The 20,736-nt window shown below is 73.4% G+C and carries 18 protein-coding genes and 1 riboswitch; of the genes, 3 read left to right on the top strand and 15 right to left on the bottom strand.

Features of this window, described 5'->3' with window-relative positions; all coding sequences use genetic code 11:
• Nucleotides 1-88: 88 nt before the first annotated feature.
• The 6 genes from ACV7NM_RS23070 to ACV7NM_RS23045 all read right to left on the bottom strand — a co-directional run bounded on the left by ACV7NM_RS23070 (nucleotide 89) and on the right by ACV7NM_RS23045 (nucleotide 5,647).
• A complete protein-coding gene (locus ACV7NM_RS23070; protein ID WP_463412054.1) occupies nucleotides 89-856 on the bottom strand; it encodes an endonuclease/exonuclease/phosphatase family protein in 768 nt (255 codons plus the stop codon).
• Between the two features lie 70 nt (nucleotides 857-926).
• Nucleotides 927-1,868: an ROK family glucokinase gene (locus tag ACV7NM_RS23065; protein WP_361315987.1), complete on the bottom strand. Its 942-nt coding sequence runs from the start codon at nucleotides 1,866-1,868 to the stop codon at nucleotides 927-929.
• A 61-nt stretch (nucleotides 1,869-1,929) separates the two neighbouring features.
• A complete protein-coding gene (locus ACV7NM_RS23060; protein ID WP_463412053.1) occupies nucleotides 1,930-2,409 on the bottom strand; it encodes a DUF5304 domain-containing protein in 480 nt (159 codons plus the stop codon).
• Between the two features lie 76 nt (nucleotides 2,410-2,485).
• A complete protein-coding gene (locus tag ACV7NM_RS23055) occupies nucleotides 2,486-3,643 on the bottom strand; it encodes an ArsA family ATPase (RefSeq protein WP_463414036.1) in 1,158 nt (385 codons plus the stop codon).
• Nucleotides 3,644-4,300: 657 nt separating this feature from the next.
• Nucleotides 4,301-4,741 carry an SRPBCC family protein gene (locus ACV7NM_RS23050; RefSeq protein ID WP_463412052.1) on the bottom strand — a complete coding sequence of 147 codons (441 nt, stop codon included), beginning with the start codon at nucleotides 4,739-4,741 and terminating at the stop codon, nucleotides 4,301-4,303.
• A 123-nt stretch (nucleotides 4,742-4,864) separates the two neighbouring features.
• Nucleotides 4,865-5,647 carry a metallophosphoesterase family protein gene (locus tag ACV7NM_RS23045; RefSeq protein ID WP_463412051.1) on the bottom strand — a complete coding sequence of 261 codons (783 nt, stop codon included), beginning with the start codon at nucleotides 5,645-5,647 and terminating at the stop codon, nucleotides 4,865-4,867.
• Between the two features lie 229 nt (nucleotides 5,648-5,876).
• Between ACV7NM_RS23045 and ACV7NM_RS23040 the strand changes: the two genes are divergently transcribed.
• Nucleotides 5,877-7,673: an AMP-dependent synthetase/ligase gene (locus tag ACV7NM_RS23040; RefSeq protein ID WP_463412050.1), complete on the top strand. Its 1,797-nt coding sequence runs from the start codon at nucleotides 5,877-5,879 to the stop codon at nucleotides 7,671-7,673.
• On the opposite strand, the gene ACV7NM_RS23035 is transcribed toward ACV7NM_RS23040, so the two are convergent.
• The 7 genes from ACV7NM_RS23035 to ACV7NM_RS23005 form a co-directional block, all read right to left on the bottom strand.
• A complete protein-coding gene (locus tag ACV7NM_RS23035) occupies nucleotides 7,670-9,301 on the bottom strand; it encodes a GMC oxidoreductase (protein WP_463412049.1) in 1,632 nt (543 codons plus the stop codon). The two genes, ACV7NM_RS23040 and ACV7NM_RS23035, sit on opposite strands and share 4 nt — an antisense overlap.
• A 179-nt stretch (nucleotides 9,302-9,480) precedes the next feature.
• Nucleotides 9,481-10,623, bottom strand: a complete 1,143-nt coding sequence (locus ACV7NM_RS23030) for a glycosyltransferase family 4 protein (protein WP_463412048.1) — start codon at nucleotides 10,621-10,623, stop codon at nucleotides 9,481-9,483.
• 24 nt (nucleotides 10,624-10,647) lie between these two features.
• Nucleotides 10,648-11,766 (bottom strand): hypothetical protein, encoded by a 1,119-nt coding sequence (locus ACV7NM_RS23025; protein ID WP_463412047.1) that lies wholly within the window; start codon nucleotides 11,764-11,766, stop codon nucleotides 10,648-10,650.
• A gap of 24 nt (nucleotides 11,767-11,790) precedes the next feature.
• A complete protein-coding gene (locus tag ACV7NM_RS23020; protein WP_463412046.1) occupies nucleotides 11,791-12,834 on the bottom strand; it encodes a C40 family peptidase in 1,044 nt (347 codons plus the stop codon).
• Between the two features lie 238 nt (nucleotides 12,835-13,072).
• Nucleotides 13,073-14,110: a C40 family peptidase gene (locus tag ACV7NM_RS23015; protein WP_463414035.1), complete on the bottom strand. Its 1,038-nt coding sequence runs from the start codon at nucleotides 14,108-14,110 to the stop codon at nucleotides 13,073-13,075.
• A 300-nt stretch (nucleotides 14,111-14,410) separates the two neighbouring features.
• Nucleotides 14,411-15,775 carry an NYN domain-containing protein gene (locus ACV7NM_RS23010; protein WP_463414034.1) on the bottom strand — a complete coding sequence of 455 codons (1,365 nt, stop codon included), beginning with the start codon at nucleotides 15,773-15,775 and terminating at the stop codon, nucleotides 14,411-14,413.
• A gap of 40 nt (nucleotides 15,776-15,815) precedes the next feature.
• Nucleotides 15,816-16,055: a hypothetical protein gene (locus tag ACV7NM_RS23005; RefSeq protein ID WP_136215182.1), complete on the bottom strand. Its 240-nt coding sequence runs from the start codon at nucleotides 16,053-16,055 to the stop codon at nucleotides 15,816-15,818.
• Between the two features lie 149 nt (nucleotides 16,056-16,204).
• Here ACV7NM_RS23005 and ACV7NM_RS23000 point away from each other — a divergent pair, with 149 nt between their 5' ends.
• Together ACV7NM_RS23000 and ACV7NM_RS22995 are read left to right on the top strand one after the other, a co-directional pair.
• The gene (locus ACV7NM_RS23000; RefSeq protein ID WP_463412045.1) at nucleotides 16,205-16,930 is read left to right on the top strand and encodes a rhomboid family intramembrane serine protease; all 726 of its coding nucleotides are present in this window, start codon (nucleotides 16,205-16,207) and stop codon (nucleotides 16,928-16,930) included.
• Nucleotides 16,927-17,208 carry an Lrp/AsnC family transcriptional regulator gene (locus ACV7NM_RS22995; protein ID WP_007263678.1) on the top strand — a complete coding sequence of 94 codons (282 nt, stop codon included), beginning with the start codon at nucleotides 16,927-16,929 and terminating at the stop codon, nucleotides 17,206-17,208. Before ACV7NM_RS23000 ends, ACV7NM_RS22995 begins: the two co-directional genes overlap by 4 nt.
• A gap of 412 nt (nucleotides 17,209-17,620) precedes the next feature.
• On the opposite strand, the gene ACV7NM_RS22990 is transcribed toward ACV7NM_RS22995, so the two are convergent.
• Together ACV7NM_RS22990 and trpD are read right to left on the bottom strand one after the other, a co-directional pair.
• Nucleotides 17,621-19,027, bottom strand: coding sequence for an aminotransferase class V-fold PLP-dependent enzyme (locus ACV7NM_RS22990; RefSeq protein ID WP_463412044.1), 1,407 nt, complete (start codon nucleotides 19,025-19,027; stop codon nucleotides 17,621-17,623).
• 212 nt (nucleotides 19,028-19,239) lie between these two features.
• A riboswitch (SAM riboswitch) is annotated at nucleotides 19,240-19,356 on the bottom strand.
• Nucleotides 19,357-19,545: 189 nt separating this feature from the next.
• A complete protein-coding gene (gene trpD, locus ACV7NM_RS22985) occupies nucleotides 19,546-20,610 on the bottom strand; it encodes an anthranilate phosphoribosyltransferase (RefSeq protein ID WP_463412043.1) in 1,065 nt (354 codons plus the stop codon).
• Nucleotides 20,611-20,736: the final 126 nt, after the last annotated feature.

Raw genomic sequence — 20,736 nt, 5'->3', positions numbered from 1 at the left:
CGGGGGCGCTTGCGCGGCGGCGCCGTACCCCTCCCGGACAGCGCGCCCCAGGCGCACGGAGCCCGGCCCCAAGAAGGCGGGCGGCCGGTCAGGACGCCGGCAGGCGGAGGGCCGCCAGGACCGGCAAGTGGTCCGTGGCCGCGTCGAGGTCGGGCTCCACAACGCCCGGCAGGCCCTGCGGGACACCGCAGCCCAGAACCTCCACCCCCCGCGAAGCGAACACCGCGTCGATGCGCCGCGGCGCCCCGGACCGCGTGAACGTGTGCTCCCCGCCCCACGGCGCGACCGCCCAGCCGTCCTGCATCTGCGACGCCAGCCGCCCGAACGCCGGCCCTCCCGGGCTCTCGTTCACATCGCCCGCCACGATCGCGTACGGCGTGTCCATCGACCGCACCCGTTCCAGCAGCATCTCCGCCTGCGCCGCCCGCTCCCGCGCGTTCAGCGACAGGTGCGCGCTGACCACCCCCACCCGCACGGCCGGCCCGAACCGCACGACGGCCGTCGCGAAGCCCCGCCGGTGCAGCCCCGGCGTCAACGGCAGCAGGACGTCCTCGGTCCGCTCCACGAAGGCCCGCAGCGAGCACAGCAGCAGCGGCCCCGCGGCGCTCCCGCCCCCGCTCAGCACCACCAGGTCACACTTCGAGGCCAACCGCGCCGCGTGCTTGCGCCACCGGAAGAACAGCGGCGCCTCCTGCACGAACACCAGGTCCGGCTCACACGCCCGGATCACCCGGACCAGCGCTTCCTCGTCGTCGCGCAGCGAGCGCACGTTGTAGCTGAGCACCCGGATCACGGCGGAACCGTCGGGCTCCGTAAGGGACTTCGGCAGCGTGGCCGACAGCGAAGGCAGCTCCATACCGACCCACCCTACGCAGCTGCCCGCCGCTCCCCCAGGGGGCGCGGCGGGCAGCGGGCGTCGATCGTGGTCACCCCTGGCGGGCCAGGTCCGCCGCACCGACCAGTCCGGCCTTGCCGCCGAGCTGCGCGGCCAGCACCTGCGCGTGCGGACGCCACGCGCCGCCGATCAGCCAGCGCTTGAAGGACTTGCGGATCGGGTCGAGGACGAGGTCGCCCTCGTCGGAGACCCCGCCGCCGACGATGAACGCCGACGGGTCGAACAGCGACGCCAGGTCGGCCAGCCCCGCCCCGGCCCAGCGGGCGAGCTCGCGGAAGGAGTCGACGGCCACCGGGCAACCCTGCCGGGCCGCCTGACTGATGTGCTTGCCCTCGATGCCCTCGGGGGTGCCGTCGCCGAGCCCGAGCAGGATCGTCGCGTTCTCGGGCGTGGCCTTGGCGCGCTGCTTCGCGTACCGGACGAGCGCGCGCCCGGAGGCGTACTGCTCCCAGCAGCCCTGGCTCCCGCACCCGCACAGCAGGCCGTCCGGGACGACCCGGATGTGCCCGAATTCGGCTGCGACGCCGAAGCGCCCGCGCCGCAGCTTGTTGCCGATGATGATGCCGCCGCCGAGGCCGGTGCCGAGGGTGATGCAGATGACGTCGTCGTGGCCCTGGCCGGCCCCGAAGCGGTACTCGCCCCAGGCCGCGCAGTTCGCGTCGTTCTCGACGACGACGGGGAGGCCGATGCGCTGCTCGACCTTGTCCTTCAACGGCTCGTGCCGCCAGTTGATGTTGGGGGCGAAGAGCACGGTGGCGCGCTTGTCGTCCACGTACCCGGCGGCGCCGATGCCCACGGCGTCGATCGTGTGGTTGCTGCCGACCGCGGAGACCGCGGTGCAGATCGCCTCCGTCACGCCGTCCGGGGTCGGCGGGGTGGGCACCTTGTACGTCTCAAGGATGGTGCCCTCTTCGTCGACCACGCCGGCCGCGATCTTCGTGCCGCCGATGTCGACGCCGATGGTGAGTCCCATTAGTCCCTCGGTTTCCGGTCAAGCCCCGCCACGGCCAACCGTACCCGAGCCCGGCGGAGGTTCAGTCGAGATCGATCCGCTCGGCGGGCCCGGCGCCGGGGTCCTCGTCGCCGTCGTGGCGGGCGGCGTCCTCGGCGCGCGGCGCGGTGGCCGTCGGCCGTTCCCGCGTCCAGCGGCGCTCGTGGCCCTCGACGGCGGATCGGTAGGCGGCGAGCAGCTCGGAGCCGGCGGCCGCGAGGTGGTCGAAGACCTCGGGGTTGCGCTCGACCACGGGCTTGACGGCGGTCTTGGCCTGGTCGACGAACTGGCGCACCGCGCCCTGGGCGGCGCCGCCCAGCAACGGGTTGTTCAGGGAGGAGACCTTGTCGGCGACGGCCTCGAACAGCTTGAAGAGTTCCTCGGCGGCGGTGCCGGTCCCGCCGCCGCTGCCGGCGGCGGCGCCCCGCTCCGCGCGGAGGCGCTCCTTCTCGGCCGCGAGGTCCTCGGCGCAGGCCTTGGCCCAGGCGTCGTCGTCGGTAGGGCGGTCGGTGGCCTCGCTCATGGCGGACACTCCTGCGGCGGCTGCGATACGTGCGGTACTGGCTACCTTCGACGGTACCCGAACGGCGGTACGGGAATCAGCGCGCGCGGGGCCACAGCTGCGCGTCCGGGGTGAACCGGACGCGGAGCACGCCGTCGATGAGGGCGGCGCCCGAGACGGTGCAGCGGCGCAGCGCGGACGGCAGCGGAACGATCCTGCGGTAGGGCCCCGCCGCCAGGAGCAGCTCGTCGCCACGCCGGACCAGGTCGAGGTCGGCCTTGCGGGCGCCGGGCAGCGGGATCGCCCAGACGAGTACGCCGTCTTCGGCGCGCCGGTCCTCGACGGCCCAGGTCGGGCGGGGCGCGGGCGCCGCGGGGGCCAGTCCGGGGGCGGAGGCGGCGAGCCGGGCCGTGTCCTCGGGGCCCTCGGGGTCTCGTCCCAGGTGCGGGAGCGGGACCAGGGGGAGCTCGGCGGCCCACTGGGCGGCGTACTTCTCCCGCTGGGCGACGAGTCCGGCCGGCCAGGGCTCCGCGGAGTCCCGGGGCAGGGTCCGGTTGGCGACGAGGGACCCGGCGGACAGCTGGTGCAGGGCGAGCCCGAGTCGGCCGGCGCGCAGCGCGGTGTCGGCCCGGGGGCCGGGCTCGGCTACGAGGCGTACCTCGGTCGTCGGGGCCTCGACGACCGCTTGCACGGCCGCGAGTTCCTCGTCCCAGCGGGCGGCGGCCTCGTAGAGCCACTGGGCGGGCATCGGGACCCCGGCGAGCTGGGCGAGTACGGGGCGCAGGGCGCGGGCGGCCTGCCGTTCGGCGGGCAGCAGCCGGGCCAGGTAGCGGCGGAGCTGCGCGGGGAGGGCAAGGGTGGTCACCGTCTGGTGCAGCGGGGGCATGTCCACGACGACCAGGTCGGTGTCGGGGGCCGCGGCGGCCCGCCGCAGGGCGCGGAGCAGCGCGAACTGTTCGGCGCCGGGCAGTTCGGTGAGTTCCTCGGCTCCGAGGGGACGGCTGCCGAGCATGCCGAGGAGGGCGGCGCCGCGTTCCTGGAGGGCGACGAGTTCGGCCCGGAACTCCTCGCCCGAGTCGATCCGAGCGACCCGCAGCCGGGGTTCGTCCCGGTCGACCAGCGAGCCGAGGGGATCGCCGGGGTCACCGGAGAGCAGCAGTACGCGCCGCCCGTCCCGCGCGGCGGCGACCGCGGTGACGGCGGCCACGGTGGTCCGCCCGGCGCCACCGGGTCCGGTGACGAGCAGGGTGTGCATGCTGCGGTGCTCCTCGATGCGGTACGGATCGCTCACGGCCCCGGCCGGCGCCAGGGCGGACCGACCGCTTGCTCCCGAAGCCTACGGGCAACCCCCGACGGCCCCGAAGCCCCGTACGAGCCCCGCCGGCGGCCCGCAGGACGCATCGGAACGCACGGCCCGGACCGCCGGGACCAAGACGTCAGGACCGCGTCGCCGGGACCGGGGCGGCGCGCCCCGGCCGGGGGCGGGACGGCAGCACCCGGGCGGCTACAGCCGGGGCGGCTGCCGGCCCGCTCACGGCGGGGCCGAACCCGACGCCGGGCCGCCCCGAACGACCGGGACCCGGGCAGACCGGGCACCTGTTTGCGAACCCACGGGCAACACCCGGCGGCCCCGAAGCCCCGTACGAGCACCCCCGACCCCAACCACCACACGACCCCCGCCCCGGCGGACCGCAGGACGCGTCGGAACCGGCAGCCCGGACCGCCGGGACCAAGACGTCAGGACCCGGCCCGCCGGGGCCAGGGGCAACGCGCGGGCGGCTACGACGGGAGGGCGACGGCCCGCTCACGGCCCGGCAGCCACGCCCGGGCGGCCGGCCGGCCGCTCATGGCCGGGCGGCAGCGGCCGGTGGAGGCTGTGCTCACCGCGGCGCGGGCCTCCGCGTACCCGCGCTCAGGCGGATTCGACGCGCTTCTTCAGGCCGGCCAGGGCGCGGTCGATGATGACCTTCTCCGCCTTGCGCTTGATCATGCCCAGCATCGGGATCTTGACGTCCACCGTCAGCTGGTAGGTCACCTCGGTGTGCTTGCCGCCGGCCATCGGAGTCAGCTTGTACGAGCCGTCCAGCTGCCGCAGCATCTGCGACTTGTCCAGCGTCCAGCTGACCTCGTCCGCGCCCTTCCAGGTGTACGCCAGCGTGTGGTCGTCCTTGATCGCCCCGGCGTCCAGCAGCAGCCGGACCTTCTGCGCGCGGCCTTCGGCATCGGTCGCCAGCACCTCCGCCTCCTTCACCTCACCGGTCCACTCCGGGTAGCGGGCGAAGTCGGCGATCACGGCCATGACGTCGGCCGGGGCCGCCTCGATCGTGATGCTCGAGCTGGTGTGTTCCGCCATCGCGGTCGCTCCTCCGGGGAGTTCGACAAGTGTGTGGGGGCCTCCGGCCGCCGGGTGAAGGCTACCGCGCGTGCGGCCCCGGCCACTCCAGGGCCTCCCCCGGGGCGCGCTCGCACCGGCCGCTCACCACTCCAGCGCCCACGGCGTCCCCGTCGCCGCGAAATGGCCGACGTTCACGCATTCCGTGGCCCCGATCCGCATCCGCCGGGCCAGCGGCTGGTGGACGTGCCCGAAGAGCGCGTACCGCGGTCGTACCCGTCGTATCGCCGCCAACAGGGCCTCGCTGCCCCGCTCGAACCGCCGGGCCACCGTGTCGTAGCAGAGCTCCGGCACCTCCGGCGGGATGTGCGAGCACAGCACGTCCACCTCCCCCAGCGCCTCGACCTTGGCCGCGTACTCCTCGACGCCCACCTCGTACGGCGTCCGCATCGGCGTCGGCAGCCCGCCGCCCACGAAGCCGAAGACCCGGCCCCCGATCTCCACCCGCTGGCCGTCGAGCACGGTCGTGCCGGGTCCGGCGTACTCCGTCCACAGCCCCGGGATGTCGACGTTGCCGTACGTGGCGTACGTCGGGCTCGGGAACGCGGCGAACATGTCCGCGTACTGACGCCGGACGGCACCCTCGATGAGCCGCTCCCGGTCCAGTCCGGCCCACAGCTCCCGCCCGAGGTCGCGGGCCTCCGCGAACCGGCGCTGCGTGCGCAGCTCCACGATCCGGTGGGCGTTCTCGACGCCGAACAGGTCGGGGAAGATGCCGCGCGAGTGGTCGGCGTAGTCCAGGAACAAGACGAGGTCACCGAGGCAGATCAGCGCGTCGGCGCCCTCCCCGGCCCGGGCGAGCGCCTCGGTGTTGCCGTGGACGTCGCTGACTACGTGGACCCGCGTACGACTCTTCCTGCCACCCATGCCGCCACCCTAGGGGTGCCCGGGCCGCTCGGGTAGGGGCAGTCCCGCAAGTGGCCGGACCTGCGGTTACTTCCGAGTCGTCAGCGGGGTCGACTAGTGTCGGCAGGGGACCGCCGCGTCGTGTGACGCAGGGAACATCTGGCCGGTTCCCTCTATCGTGAACCCACTACCGGTGGGTAACGTCCGGTCGGTCCACACGGTGGCGATGGCGCCCAGAGGAGCAGCAGTCTTGCGCGAGTTCAGCCTTCCGGCCCTGTACGAGGTCCCGTCGGACGGGAACCTGACGGATCTCATCCGCCGCAATGCCGCCCAGCATCCCGACACCGCCGTCATGAGCCGCAAGGTCGACGGCCGGTGGCAGGACGTCACGGCCACCGACTTCCTCGCCGAGGTCCGCGCCGCGGCCAAGGGCCTGATCGCGTCGGGCGTCCAGCCCGGCGAGCGCGTCGCCCTGATCTCCCGCACCCGCTACGAGTGGGTGCTTTTCGACTTCGCCATCTGGAGCGCGGGCGCCATCACCGTCCCCGTGTACGAGACCAGCTCGCCCGAGCAGATCCAGTGGATCCTCGGGGATTCCGGCGCCGCCGCGGTGATCACCGAGAGCCCGGGGCACAGCGCCACCGTGGCCGCCCTGCGCGACCGGCTCCCGGAGCTGCGCGAGGTCTGGGAGATCGAGCAGGGCGCCTTCGAGGCGCTCAAGGCGGCGGGCGCGGAGGTCTCCGACGACGAGGTCGACCGCCGCGGCTCCCTCGCGAACGCCGACGACACGGCCACCATCGTCTACACCTCCGGCACCACCGGCCGCCCCAAGGGCTGCGTGCTGACCCACCGCAACTTCTTCGCCGAGTGCGGCAACGTCGTGGAGCGCCTCAGCCCCCTGTTCCGCACCGGCGAGTGCTCCGTGCTGCTCTTCCTGCCGGCGGCGCACGTCTTCGGGCGCCTGGTGGAGGTGGCGTCCGTACTGGCGCCGATCCGCCTGGGCTGCGTACCGGACATCAAGAACCTCACCGACGAGCTGGCGTCCTTCAAGCCGACGCTGATCCTCGGCGTGCCGCGCGTCTTCGAGAAGGTCTACAACTCTGCGCGCGCCAAGGCCCAGGCCGACGGCAAGGGCAAGATCTTCGACGCGGCGGCCGAGACGGCCATCGCCTACAGCCGAGCCCTGGACGCCCCGGGCGGGCCGTCCCTCGGGCTGCGCCTGAAGCACAAGCTCTTCACCAAGCTGGTCTACAGCAAGCTGCACACCGTCCTCGGCGGGCGCGGCGAGTACGCGATCTCCGGCGGCGCGCCGCTGGGCGAGCGGCTCGGCCACTTCTTCCGCGGCATCGGCTTCACGGTCCTGGAGGGCTACGGCCTGACCGAGTCCTGTGCGGCCACGGCCTTCAACCCGTGGGACCGGACGAAGATCGGCACGGTCGGCCAGCCGCTGCCCGGCTCCGTGGTGCGCATCGCCGACGACGGCGAGGTGCTGGTGCACGGCGAGCACGTCTTCACGGGCTACTGGAACAACGAGGCGGCGACCGCCGAGGCGCTGTCCGACGGTTGGTTCCACACGGGCGACGTCGGCACCCTCGACGAGGACGGCTACCTCGCGATCACCGGGCGCAAGAAGGAACTCATCGTCACCGCCGGCGGCAAGAACGTGGCCCCCGCGGTGATCGAGGACCGCATCCGCGCCCACGCGCTGGTCGCGGAGTGCATGGTGGTCGGCGACGCGAGGCCGTTCGTGGCCGCGCTGGTCACCATCGACGAGGAGTTCCTCGGCCGGTGGGCCGCGGAGCACGGCAAGCCGGCCGGGGTGACGGCGGCGGAGCTGCGCGAGGACGCGGACCTCATCGCCGCCGTCCAGCAGGCCGTGGACGACGGCAACGCGGCGGTGTCCAAGGCGGAGTCGGTACGCAAGTTCCGTATTCTGTCCTCCCAGTTCACGGAGGAGTCCGGCCACATCACGCCCTCGCTGAAGCTCAAGCGCAACGTGGTCGCGAAGGACTTCGCGGACGAGATCGACGCCCTGTACCGGGGCTAGGACGCCTGCCGCGGGTCCTCCGCCAGGATCCGCGCCATGTTCCGCTCGGCGAGGGCGGTGATCGTGACGAACGGGTTCACGCCGAGCGAGCCGGGGATCAGCGAGCCGTCGACGACGTACAGCCCCCGGTAGCCCTTGGCGCGGCCGTAGTCGTCGGTGACGTCGCCGAGGACGCAGCCGCCGAGCGGGTGGTAGGTGAAGTCGTCGGCGAAGGCCCTGTCGTCGCCGAACAGGTCGTAGCGGTAGATCGTGACGTTGGCCCGGTTCACGCGGTCGAAGAGGTTCTTGGCCGCGGCGACGGACGGGGCGTTCTGGTCCCGGGTCCAGTTCAGTCGCGCCGAGTCGGTGGCCGCGTCGTACGTGAAGCGGCCGCGTTCGGGGTTCTTGGTGATGGCCAGGTACATCGAGATCCAGTGCTCGAACCCCATGGGAAGCGGGGCGATCTCGGCGAAGACGGGATTGGCCGCGTTGTCCCAGTCGTCGATGCCGAGGGCGGGCATGGTCGCCTGGTTCGCGCCGACCGTGTCCCAGAGGTGGTTGGCGCGGGCGGTCATGACGTTGCCGTTGTGGCCCCAGCCCAGTCCGACCTTCTCCCCCAGCGCGGGCAGGGTCCCCGTCTCGCGGGCGCGCAGCAGGATCTCGGTGGTGCCGAGGCTGCCGGCCCCGAGGAAGAGCTGCGCGCAGCCGAGTTCGCGGGTCTGGGTGACCCGGCCGGTGAGGTCGATGGTGCGTACGGTCAACACGTAGCCCCCGGACGGGTCCTGGCGTACGCCGACCACCCGCTGGAGGGTCTCGATGGTGACGTTGCCGGTGCCGAGGGCGGCGGCGAGGTAGGTCTTGTCGAGGCTCTTCTTGCCTCGGTTGTTGCCGTAGATGACCTCGCCGGCCAGGGCGGATCTGGTGGCGGTGCCGGCCGCCTCGCGCTGCATGTAGGCGAAGTCGTAGACGTTGGGCACGAAGGTGGTCTTGAGCCCGGCGTTGTGTGCGTGTTTGCGGGAGATCCGGGCGAAGCGGTACCACTCGGTGGACTCGAACCAGGCGGGGTCGATGTCGTTGACGCCCAGCATGGCGCGGGCGCGGGGGTAGTAGGTGCCGTACATCTCGTCGACGTCGACACGCGGCAGGACCTCGGTGAAGTAGGACCGGCGGGGCGTGGGCGACATGCCGCCGTTGACGAGCGAGCCGCCGCCCACCCCGCGCCCGACGTACACGGACATGCCGTCGTAGTTCACCCGGTCGAGGACGCCGGGGTAGGGGTCGATGTCGCGGTTGACCACGTCGAGCCAGAGGAACTGCGCGAGCGGGGCCTCGGTGCGGTCGCGGAACCACATGGAGCGCCGGTCCGGGGCGGAGGTGGAGGGGAACACCTTCCCGTCCGGGCCGGGGGTGTCCCAGAGCCGCCCCATTTCGAGGACGACGGTCCGCACGCCGGCCTGCCCGAGGCGCAGGGCGGCGACGGCGGCCCCGTAGCCGGACCCGACGACGATGGCGGGGGCGTACTGGGCGGCGGGCGGCTCGACGGCGGCGGCGGCGGCGGACGACAGTCCGATCCGGGTGAACCCGAGGACGGCGGCGGTCTGGAGGGCGCCTACCCCGAGGAGTTGACGGCGCGTCAGGTTGGGTGTCATGGGCGCATCATGAGCGGGTTCCGCCCAACCGGCCATAACCCGCACCGACACTTATGTGAGTGACAGTCGGACATGGCTCGACCGTAGTCGCGCCCCGTCCGACCCCGCCCGCTTCGCCGGACCACGCCCCATGATCGACCGCGAGGTGCGAGAATTCGCCCCCGCCCCGCGTCCGGGCCTCACAGCAGCTCGCGGAGCCTCTCCGCGAGCAGGTCCCAGCGCCACTTCTCCTCGACCCAGGCCCGGCCCCGCTCGCCCATCCGGCGGCGCAGCTCCGGGTTCAGGAGCAGGGTCACGATCCGGTCCGCGGCCTCGGCCGGCTCCCCGCCCCGGACCACATAGCCGGTCTCCCCGTCCAGGACGGCGTCCGGCGCCCCGCCCGAGTCGCCCGCCACCACGGGCAGGCCCGTGGCGGAGGCTTCGAGGTAGACGATGCCGAGGCCCTCGACGTCGAGGCCGCCGCGCCGGGTCCGGCACGGCATCGCGAAGACGTCCCCGGCGCCGTAGTGGGCGGGCAGCTCCGCCCAGGGCACCGCCCCGGTGAAGACCACCGAGTCCGCGACCCCCGTGGAGGCGGCCAGCGCCCGCAGGTCCGCCTCGTACGGGCCGCCTCCCACGATGAGCAACGCCGCGTCCGGCACCGCCGCCAGGATGCGCGGCATCGCCTCGATCAGGGTGTCCTGCCCCTTGCGGGGCACGAGCCGGGACACGCACACCACCACCGGCCGGTCGGTCAGGCCCAGCCGGGCCCGTACCGCGGCCCCGCCCGATCCGGGGTGGAACGTCTTCTCGTCCACGCCCGGCGGCAGTTGCGTCATCCGCGCCGCCGCCCCGTCCGTGAGCGCCGAGGCGATCCGGGTACGCGTGTACTCCCCCAGGTAGGTGAGGCTGTCGGTGCCCTCGCCGATCCGCCGCAGCAACTGCCGGGCGGCCGGTAGCTGCGCCCAGCCCGCCTCGTGCCCGTGCGTGGTCGCGACGATCCGCCGGGCGCCCGCCCTGCGCAGCGCCGGACCCATCAGGCCCAGCGGGGCCGCCGCGCCGAACCACACCGACGCGCAACCGTGTTCGCCGAGGAGTTCCACCGCGCGCCGGGTCACGCGGGGCGTCGGCAGCAGCATCGTCGTACGGTCGCGCACCACCTGGAACGGCTGCTCCGCGTCGAAGGCGGCGGTCGCCGCGCGGCCCTCCTCGTCGTGCTTCCAGGTGGAGGCGTAGACGACGATCCGGGCGGGATCCAGCCGCAGGGCCATGTTGTGCAGGAAGGCCTGGATGCCGCCCGGTCGCGGCGGGAAGTCATTGGTCACGATCAGCGTCTTGTGCATCGCCAGCCAACGTACCCGACGCCCCTATGCGAGCTCCTCCCGCAGGGCCTCGCGCCAGGTCCGGGTCAGTTCGGCCCGGTCCACCCCGAGGGTCTCGTCCAGGGCCGTCGGCAGCGGTGCGCGGCCCGCCTCCTCGTATAGCCGCACCAGGGCCGCGTCGCCCCACTTCGCCGCGATGAGCCGGCAGGCGAGCCAGGCTCCCTCGTACGACCGCGCCAAGGCCTCCGGGGCACCGCCGAAGGCGAAGTCCCCGTCCGCGGGCAGCGCGCCCGGCAGGTCGCCCCGCCGCACCGCGCGGGCCAGCTCCGGCGCGGCCTCGGCCGGGGGGTGGCCGCCGGCCCGGTACGCGGCCCAGTCCGCGAAGCCCTCGGACAGCCACAGCGGGGTCTTCGCGGTCGTCGCGGCGCGGGTCGCCACATGGGTCGTCTCGTGGGTCAAGACGATGCCCCGGCCCGCCTCCGACAGGCTCGCGTACCCCTCCGGGTTGATCACGACCCGGTCGGCCGGGGCGGGCCCGGATCCCACCCGGCCGGTGGTGACGGCGCCCATCCCGCGGTAGGCGTCGGCCGGGCGGCCGAGCAGCGCCGCCATCGCGTCGAGGGTCGCCGGGGCGAGCACCACCACCCGGCCCGCCCACGGTCGCGGCCAGGCGGCACTGACCGCGGGCACCGCCCGGTCCGCCTCCGCCGCGATCCCGGACAGCGTCCCCTCGTCCCGGCCGACGCCCAGCACCAGCGCGTGCGCTCCCCGTACGACCGTCACCGCGCCCTGGTCCCAAAGCTGCGGCGGCGCTCCCGGCGCGGGGCGGTCGGCGGCGACCCGCCATCCGTCGGCGCCGCCGCGCACCAGCTCCACCTCGCGCGGGGCGTCCGCCGCGGCGCCGTCGTAGCCGACAAGGCGGTAGTGCAGCACCGCCCGCGCGAAGGCCCGCGCACCGTCCCGACGCACCGAGGTGACCTCGTACGACCATCCCTCCAGCGGGATGCCGGCGAGCCGGGCGGGCGGCGCCGCGGCCCAGTCGGCGACGGCCTTGCGGACGGCGGGGACCGTCGTGTCGGCGGCCGGCGCGGCGCAGCCGGTCGCCGGCGCGCACAGGAGCGGGACGAGCGCGAGGAGGCGTACGAGGCGACGACCGGGGGGCATCAGCCGATCGTACGCACCCGCCCGTCAGGGCCGGGTCACCGAGGACACCGGCATCATCCCGACCGGGTCGTAGCGCACCCGGGCCCCCGGGTAGGGCGCGTGGACGACCTGCCCGTTGCCCACGTACATGGCGACGTGGCTGGCGTCCGAGCGGTACGTCACCAGGTCCCCCGGCTGCGCCTGTGACAGCGGCACCCGCCGGCCGGCGTACCGCTGCTCCTGGGAGGTGCGCGGCAGGGACACCCCGGCCTGGCGGTAGGACCACACCATCAGCCCGGAGCAGTCGAACCCGGAGGGCCCGGTCGAACCCCACACGTAGGGCCGGCCGATCGCGGCGCGGGCCGCGCGCACGGCTGCCGCGGCCCGGGACGAGGAGGGGACGGCCGAGGACAGGTCGGGCAGCGCGTCGGGGCGGTCCTCCGAGCGCGAGGCCCGCTCGAAGTCGGCGCGCTCCTCGGACGGCATGGCGTCCAGCAGCCGCCGGGCCTGCGCGAGTTTCGCCGTGACTTCCCGCTTGTGCTCGGCGACGTCAGAGCGCAACGCCTCCAACTCCGCCAGTTTGACGGAGGCCTCCTGCCTTTCCTGGCCGAGCCGCCGCTGCTCCTCGCGCAGTTCGGTGAGCTGCCGGGCCTGACGGCCGCTGAGCCGGTCGAGGACGGCGGCCTTGTCGAGGTAGCCGTCGGGGTCCTCGGACAGCATCAGCGCGAGGGCGGGGTCGAGACCGCCGGAGCGGTACTGGGCCCCCGCGAAGGCGCCGAGGACGCCACGCATGGTGTTGATGCGGTCCTGGCCGCGGGCCACGGCGTCCTGCGCCCGGCTGATCTCGGCCCGGAGCTTGCCGGCCTTCTCGTCGGCCTCGTTGTAGCGCTCGGTGGCCTGCTCGGCCTCCTCGAAGAGCCGGTCGACCTGCGCGCGGGCGCCCGACGGGGGCTCCTGGGGCAGGGCCGGGGCCGCGCTCGCTACGGCCCCCGTCAGGGCGACGGCGGCGCCGGCCGCGGCGGCGGTGAAGGCGGTGAGCTTGATGCTCCGGTCGAGGCCGGTGAGCCCGGGCCGGCGATGGGACGCCACGTGAAACCGCTCCCTTGCGCTGCGCGCAGCCCGGGTCCGCCCCCCGTGGACGGCCGTGTGCCGGGTTCCGCGCTGGCAGACAGTAGCCGCGCCGCCGGGCACCGGCCAACGACCGTCCGGGGGTGCGCACGACGACGCCCCGCCGGAGACGCAGGTCACCGGCGGGGCGGGGGGTCAGGGCGGCGCCGCGCGATTCGCTCGGATGGGCGGTGTAGGGCGCGTCCCGGGGGTGTTCGGCTCAGCCGACGCGGACGCCGAACTGGAACGGCATGTCGTCCATCGGCTCGTACTTGACGCCGCCGTTCGGGGCCGGGTGGGAGGCGTGGAGGACTTGGCCGTTACCCGCGTAAAGGCCCACATGGTGCAGGTCGCTGAAGAAGAAGACCAGGTCACCGGGCTGGAGTTCGCTCCGGCCGATGCGCGTGCCGTCGTTCACCTGGGTGAAGGTGGTACGGCTGATGCTGACGCCCGCCTGCGCGTAGGCCCATTGCGTCAGCCCCGAACAGTCGAAGGAGTTGGGGCCGGTGTCGCCCATGTGGTAGGTGGCGCCTTCCACGGACGCGGCGGCGGCGAGGGCCGCCCCGGCCCGGCCCGAGCCCTTCGCGGCGCCGCCGCCACCGCTCGCGCTGCGGCTGGCCCGGCTGCTGCTCGCGCCGTCGGCACTGAGCTGCGCCCGGTCCTGCGCGCTCAGGGTGTTCAACTGGGCTTGGGCCTGGGCGAGCTTGTCCTGCGCGGCCTTCTTCTGCTCGCCGAGCTCCTTGCGGGTGGCGTCGAGGTCGGCGAGCTTGCCGGAGGCCTCTTGGCGCTGCTGGGCCAGGAAGCGCTGCTTGGCCTGGATCCTGCCGATGGTCTCGATCTGCTTGGCGCTCAACTGCTGGAAGGTGGAGGCCTTGTCGAGGTAGCTCTGCGGGTCGTCGGAGAGCAGGAGCGTGAGGGACTGGTCGATGCCGCCGGTGCGGTACTGGGCGCTGGCCATCGAACCCAACGTGTTGCGCATGTCGTTGAGTTCGAGCTGGCCGCGCGCGACCTGGTCTTGGAGCTGCCCGATCTCCTTTTCGAGCTTGTCCTGGCGGTCCTTGGCGCCGTCGAACTTCTCGGTGGCCTGCTCCGCCTCGCCGTAGAGGGCGTCGACCTTGGCCTTGACCTCGTCCTTGTTCGGCTTGTCGGGGGCGGCCATGGCCGACTGCGAGGAGAGGGCGACAGCCGCTGCGGCGAAGGCGGTGAGCGCGGTCACGCGCGAGCGGCTCGGCTGCTTGGGTCGACGGTGGGACGCCACGAAGGCGAGCTCCTTCTTCCTCACGCCGCCGGAACGGAACACCACACGTTCGGGCAGCACCTTCGCCGTCACCCCGAATGAGTGACCTACCGCACGAAGGTTTGAACAGACCCTAGTGACCCGGCTGTGATCAGTTCAAATCCTCGTGAGCAAAAAATCGGCCCCACACCGACTTCTTCACCCGCTCCCAACGCTGGGTGCCGGGGACTTGACGGTACGTTCCCACGACGCACCGCCAATTCCGGCATCGCGGACGGTAATTGTCGAGAACGGTCGATCCACCACGACCGCGGGCGAACGTCATGAAACGCGCGAAAGCCGCTTCAGCAACAAGGCGGACGTAACAGGACGGGCTCCGGACTTCGCCACGCCGTCCGCGACCTCGCGGTCGGTGGACACCACGACCACCGGGCGGCCGGGGGGCTCGGCCCGCACCAGTTGACGGATCAGCTCGTCCGCCGTGACCCCGGCCTTCGAGAAGAGCACGCGCACGCCGCGCGGCGGCGCGAGGAGCACCGGCGCGGCCAGCTCGGCGCCGTCGAAGACACAGGTCATCTCGGCGCCCGTCTGGGCGGCCAACATCGACAGCCCGCCCAACAGCCGCAACCGCTGCTTCTCCAGCGGCATCGTCGGGTAGCCGGTCTTCGTCACGTTGTAGCCGTCGACCACCAGATGCGCCTGGGGCAGCGCCAGCAACTGGTCCAGCAGCGCCGGATCGGTCTCGGACAGGGCCCGCGCCGCGATGTCCTTCGGCGTCATCCGGCCGGGCTCCACCGCGTCCACCGTGTCCGCCGGCCGCGTGGAGACCGGCGGCAGCGCCAACTCCCGGCGCAGCCCGGCGGCCGCGTCCAAGACGGTGTCCAGCAGCAGCCGCAGCCTCATGTCCTCGATGCTGCGTCCCTCCCGGGTGGCCCGGCGCGAGGTTTCCAGCGCCGACTCCACCTCCGCCAGCCGGGACTTGAGCCGGCGGCTCTCGCTCTCGGCGGCGGCGACCCGGGCGGCGGCGTCGCCGCGGATGCCGTCGACCTCCGCGGTCAGCTTGCGCAGGGCCGCCTCGCCCCGCTTGACGTCGCTCTGGGCGCTGCGCAGCTTGCGCTGAAGCGATTCCGCTTCCTTGCGGACCGCGTCGAGCTCGGCCCGCACCTGCTCGCCACCCGAGCGTTGCGACGCGCGCGCGTGGGCCAGTTCCTCGCGCAGACGTTCCAGCTCGCGCCGGGTCTCGTCACCGACCCGCTCGGCATCGGCGCGTTGGACCTCCTCGCCGGCGGCGGCCACCAGCTTGACCCAGCCGGAGGGCCGCAGGATGTACGCGGCGGCCGCCACGTCCTGCGGGTCGGCCGCGGCGGGCGGGGCACCGCACTCCAGCGCCCCGGCCAGTTCCGTCTGGGCGTCACGGAGCTTCTCGGCGACGCGCCCGCGGAACACGGGGTCCGTCTCCACGGCCGCGGCCATCGCGTTCCCGGCGAACTTGGCCCGTCGGGTCGGGGTGAACCGGGCGTACTGGCGCAGCTGCGCGGGCAGGTCCGCGACCGTCAGACCGCCGAAGGCGTCCGAGACGAGCGCGATGACCCGGCGCCGGACGCCTTCCGGCAGCGGGCGGTCGAGCACCTCCGCGGCGTCGCCGGCCGCGTCGGCCGGCTCAGCGCCGCTTGCTGGCTCCACAATCCGTCACCCCTACCGTGATCTACTGTGGGCCCGGCTCCCGTCAGGAGTCCGCGCCCGGCCTGTCCACGAGCTCGATCTGGTCCACCGCGTTGCACCAGCGGCAGCGGACCGACTCGATGGTCTCATTGACCACCTCGCGCTCCTCGACCGTGGGCTCCCCGGCGAGGTCCAGGTGGACGTACTCGACGACCTTCGACGAACGGGTGACGTCGAAGCGCGTGAGGTTGCCGCACAGGGTGCAGCGCCACCGGGTGGTGTCGGTCGGCAGGGGAACCGTCATCAGGCCGCTCTCTCCTTCGTAGCTCTTTCAATTAAAGCCGCCCGCCGCAGCCGTCGGGGCGTGTGACGGCCTTTTCCGCGGACCGCAGCACGTAACCCTACGGCCTGGCACCGCCCGGACGGGGGCTCTGCTGCGTCATGCTCTGTCTCATGATCGTAAGGTGGCAGGCTGCCCTCGGGGAGGCCGTGCGGGGCCCGGTGGTCACCCGCGCGCTGATCGCGGGCTGCTGTGTGGTGTTCGTCCTCGGCCCCGCCTCGGGGCTGAACCCGGTCTACGGGACGGGTGACCTGTTGTTGGAGACGGGGACCGCGTACTTCCGGCGCTGGGGCGTGGTCCCGGACGAGCTGTTCGGGGGGACGGCCGGGGCCCTGCTGACACCGCTGACGGCCCTGTTCGTACACGGGAGCTGGCTGCACCTGCTCGGCAACATGCTGTTCCTGTACGTGTTCGGCGCGATGGCGGAGGAGCGGATGGGCCGCCCGGCGTTCCTCGTCTTCTACGTCGCCACGGGCTACCTGGCGCTGGCGGCGTACGCGGCGGCCAACGCCTCCTCCGACCAGACGCTGGTCGGCGCGTCGGGGGCGATCTCGGCGGTGCTGGGAGCGTTCCTGTGCCTGTTCCCGCGGGCCCGGGTGACGAGCCTGTTCCCGTTCCTCTTCTTCCTGCCGCTGCGGTTCCCCGCGTGGATCGTGCTGATGTTCTGGTTCGTCCTGCAGTGGCTGGCGGCGCACCGGGCGGCGAGCGGACCGGGGGTGGCCTACCTGGCCCACGTGGTGGGGTTCTCCGTCGGGTTCGCCTACGCCTGGGTGCGCTATCGGCGTACGACTAGAGTGAGGCGACCAGCGACGGCCAGCGAGGGAGACAGCCAACCGTGATCACCGCGATCGTGCTCATCAAGACCAGCGTGGACCGCATCCCCGAGATCGCCGAGTCCATCGCGCAGCTGGACAGCGTCAGCGAGGTCTACTCCGTCACCGGCACCTACGACCTCATCGCGCTGGTCCGCGTCGCCCGCCACGAGAACCTGGCGGACATCATCCCGGGCCGCATCAGCAAGATCCCGGGCGTGGAGGCGACGGACACCCACGTGGCGTTCCGCACGTACTCCCAGCACGACCTGGAAGCGGCCTTCGCCATCGGCCTCGACGCGTAGTCCCGCCGGGGTTCTGCCGGGCGGGGCTTCCGCCCCGGCCCCCGCGCCTCGGCGCCGGACCGCCCCCGCCGGCCTCCGGTCCCGCCTCACAGCTCAGGCCGGCTCTCCCCCGGCCGGGCCACCCGCCCTTCGCCGGCCGGAAGACGTACCCGCGCAGCTGGCCGCCGAGGCCGCGGTCGCCTCCCCATAGCCGCCCAACGGATCGCACTCCGCAGCGCGGATCACCGCGTAAGTGTCACGGCCCCGGAGCCGTGGGAGCGCGGGGCAAGCGGTTTGCCGACCGCCGCGCGGCGTCGACGGACGGACCCAGCGGCGACGGACGGAGTCCGGCGCAGCGGCACGAAGCCCGGGAGGGCCGCCAAGGCCGAACGGTGCGAGGGCGCGTCAGGAAACGGTGCGGTGCGAGGGCGCGTCAGGACACCGGCACGCAGCGGCCCTCTTCCGTGCGGTAGCTCCACTTCGCCCCGTCCGCGACCAGTTCCCGTACCGCGCGGACGAAGCGGTCCACGTGTTCGTCCGGGGTGCCCGCGCCGAAGCTGACGCGGATCGCGTTGAGCGACCTCTCCCCCGGCGCCACCTCCGGCGCTCCGCACTCGCCCTGGGCCTGCGGCTCGCTGCCCAGCAGCGTCCGCACCAGCGGGTGGGCGCAGAACAGGCCGTCGCGGACGCCGATCCCGTACTCGGCCGACAGCGCGGCGGCGAAGTGGGAGCTGTTCCAGCCGTCCACCACGAACGAGATGACGCCGACCCGCGGGGCGTCGTCGCCGAACAGGGACAGCACCCGGACCTCCGGGACCCCCGCCAGGCCCTCGCGGACCTTCGCGATCAGCTGCCGCTCCCGGGCGACCAGACCCTCGAAGCCCGCCTCCGTCAGCGCCCGGCAGGCGGAGGCGATGGAATAGACGCCGATGACGTTCGGGGAGCCGGCCTCGTGGCGGGCGGCCGTGGTGTGCCACTCGACGTCCACGCCGCCGTCCTCGCGCCGGGCGACCTTGCGCGAGGCCCCGCCGCCGGCCAGGTAGGGCTCCGCCTCCTGGAGCCAGTCGGCCCGCCCCGCCAGCACGCCCGATCCGAACGGCGCGTACAGCTTGTGCCCGGAGAAGGCGACCCAGTCCACGTCCAGCTCCCGCACCGACACGGGGTGGTGCGGCGCCAGCTGGGCGGCGTCCAGGACGATCCGCGCGCCGTGGGCGTGCGCCGCCGCGGCCAGTTCCCGCACCGGCCACAGCTCACCGGTGACGTTGGACGCGCCGGTGACGCACACCAGCGCCGGACCGTGGGGGTCCCGCGCGGCCAGCGCCCGCTCCAGGGTGGCGACGGCCTCGTCCGGCGTGCGCGGCGCGTCGAGGTAGGTGACCTGAGCGTCGCCCCACGGCAGCAGCGAGGCGTGGTGTTCGGTCTCGAAGACGAAGACCTGGCAGCCGGCGGGGAGCACGGCGGCGAGCAGGTTGAGCGAGTCGGTCGTGGACCGGGTGAAGATCACCTGGTCGCAGGGGCGGCAGTCCAGGAACTCCCCGACAGTGACCCGGCTCTGCTCGAACAGGTCGGTGGAGAGCTGCGAGAGGTACCCCGCGCCGCGGTGAACGCTGCCGTAGTACGGGGCGTACGCGGCCACGTCGTCCCAGACCCGCTGGAGCGCCGGCGCGCTGGCCGCGTAGTCCAGGGCCGCGTAGGTGACCTCCCCGCCGGTGACGAGCGGGACGGTGACGTCCCGGCCGAGTACGGCCAGCGGCTCGGCACACACGGCGTCGGCGGAAACCAGGTCGTCGGCGTGTTCCACGCGGGCGTGCTCGGCGGTGGCGTTCAGGGATGCGGACATGGCGGTATCTCCCGGCAGGCAGGGCTGAATGGCTTCGGGTTCTGCCCGTACGCGGGTACGGCTCGGCGGCCGTCCGGGGTACGGGGATGCCTCGGGGTCCGGGTACGCGGAAGCGACCCTGTTCCGAGGGTGAAGAAGGGGCGGAGACGCCCTATCGCATTCGCTTGCTCACGGAAAACGCTCCTCGAGGACCAGGATCCCTGGTGTCGAGGGATCCGCGCTTGCCGTAGACCTCACTGCCTACGGCCTGGTCATCACCCGGGGCACCCCGCCACGGAAGGAGGGTTGCCGGACAGCGAGCCGGGGCCAAAACGCTGTCACTCGTGACCTGGTCAGCATCCTGCCACAAGATCCCTCACGCGCAAGACCCCGGTCCGCATGCTGGACCGGGGTCACCTCTTTCACGCCGTTCTCGCACCGCTCGGCCGCAGCGGGCCTCCCGGGCCTCGAACGGCTGCGCCGGCCTCCGGCCGCCGAACCCGTGGCGGGATGGGCCCCGTCCGCCGCCCGGCCGGTGCCTACGCGTTGCTCGCCGCCACCCAGCGCTCCAGGGCCGCCCGGGCCGCACCCGAGTCGATGGCCTCGGCCGCGCGGGCGATTCCCGCCCCGATCTGCTCCTCCAGGGAGCCGGTGCCCGGGTCGAGCGCCACGAGGGCGGCCGCCGAGTTCAGCAGCACCGCGTCCCGTACCGGACCGGTCTCGCCCGCCAGCAGCCGACGCGCCACGTCCGCGTTGTACGAGGCGTCCTCGCCCCGCAGCGCGGAGACGTCCACGAGGTCGATCCCGACGTCACGCGGGTCGAAGGGCTGCTCCTTCACCGCGCCGTCGCGCACCCACCACACCCGGGACGTGGCCGTCGTCGTCAGCTCGTCCATGCCGTCGTCGCCGCGGAAGACCAGGGCCGAGGAGCCACGTTCGGCGAGCACGCCCGCCACGATGGGTGCCACGCGGGCGTCGGCCACGCCGGTCGCCTGGGCCCTGACCCGGGCCGGGTTGGTGAGGGGGCCCAGGAAGTTGAAGGTGGTCCGGATGCCCAGCTCCTTGCGGGCTGCGGCGACGTGCCGCAGCGCGGGGTGGAACTTCACCGCGAAGCAGAAGGTGACGCCGGCCTGCTCCGCGACCTCCACCACCCGTGCCGGGGTCAGGTCGAGGTTGACGCCGAGCTTCTCCAGGACGTCGGAGGCCCCGCTCGCGGAGGAGGCGGCCCGGTTGCCGTGCTTGACGACCTTGGCGCCGGTACCGGCCACCACGATCGCGGACATGGTCGAGATGTTCACCGTTTTGGCCCCGTCGCCGCCGGTGCCGACGATGTCCACCGTCCGGCCCGGGACCTCGATCAGGTTGGCGTGCGCGTACATGGCCCGCACCAGGCCGTTGATCTCGGCGACCGTCTCCCCCTTGGCCCGCAGCGCGACGGCGAAGCCGGCGATCTGGGCGTCGGTGGCTTCCCCGCGCATGATCCGGTCCATGGCCCATGCCGTGTCGTCGGTGCTCAGGTCCCGGCCGGTCAGCAGGGCGTCGAGTACGCCGGGCCAACCGCGGACCGCCACGCTGTCGCCGCCTGCCGGGGTCACAACGTTCATGGTCCGCTCCTGCTGCTCGGGAAAGTTCCACGTCGAATGGGGTGAGGAGCCCAGCCTATCCAGCCTGGGCGGACGGCAAAGAGCCCCGTCCAGACCCTGGACGGGGCTCTCGCCGTGGCGACACCA

The sequence above is a fragment of the Streptomyces sp. Tek67B01 genome, from assembly GCF_055231995.1.
The sequence above is the reverse complement of the archived record's forward strand: the minus strand, read 5'-3'. Positions and strand labels throughout refer to the sequence as shown.

Bases quoted from the DNA above. Each gene is read 5' to 3' on its own strand.
- ACV7NM_RS23070 (WP_463412054.1), bottom strand. From the start codon at position 856: ATGGAGCTGCCTTCGCTGTCGGCCACGCTGCCGAAGTCCCTTACGGAG.
- ACV7NM_RS23065 (WP_361315987.1), bottom strand. From the start codon at position 1,868: ATGGGACTCACCATCGGCGTCGACATCGGCGGCACGAAGATCGCGGCC.
- ACV7NM_RS23060 (WP_463412053.1), bottom strand. From the start codon at position 2,409: ATGAGCGAGGCCACCGACCGCCCTACCGACGACGACGCCTGGGCCAAG.
- ACV7NM_RS23055 (WP_463414036.1), bottom strand. From the start codon at position 3,643: ATGCACACCCTGCTCGTCACCGGACCCGGTGGCGCCGGGCGGACCACC.
- ACV7NM_RS23050 (WP_463412052.1), bottom strand. From the start codon at position 4,741: ATGGCGGAACACACCAGCTCGAGCATCACGATCGAGGCGGCCCCGGCC.
- ACV7NM_RS23045 (WP_463412051.1), bottom strand. From the start codon at position 5,647: ATGGGTGGCAGGAAGAGTCGTACGCGGGTCCACGTAGTCAGCGACGTC.
- ACV7NM_RS23035 (WP_463412049.1), bottom strand. From the start codon at position 9,301: ATGACACCCAACCTGACGCGCCGTCAACTCCTCGGGGTAGGCGCCCTC.
- ACV7NM_RS23030 (WP_463412048.1), bottom strand. From the start codon at position 10,623: ATGCACAAGACGCTGATCGTGACCAATGACTTCCCGCCGCGACCGGGC.
- ACV7NM_RS23025 (WP_463412047.1), bottom strand. From the start codon at position 11,766: ATGCCCCCCGGTCGTCGCCTCGTACGCCTCCTCGCGCTCGTCCCGCTC.
- ACV7NM_RS23005 (WP_136215182.1), bottom strand. From the start codon at position 16,055: ATGACGGTTCCCCTGCCGACCGACACCACCCGGTGGCGCTGCACCCTG.
- ACV7NM_RS23000 (WP_463412045.1), top strand. From the start codon at position 16,205: ATGATCGTAAGGTGGCAGGCTGCCCTCGGGGAGGCCGTGCGGGGCCCG.
- ACV7NM_RS22990 (WP_463412044.1), bottom strand. From the start codon at position 19,027: ATGTCCGCATCCCTGAACGCCACCGCCGAGCACGCCCGCGTGGAACAC.
- trpD (WP_463412043.1), bottom strand. From the start codon at position 20,610: ATGAACGTTGTGACCCCGGCAGGCGGCGACAGCGTGGCGGTCCGCGGT.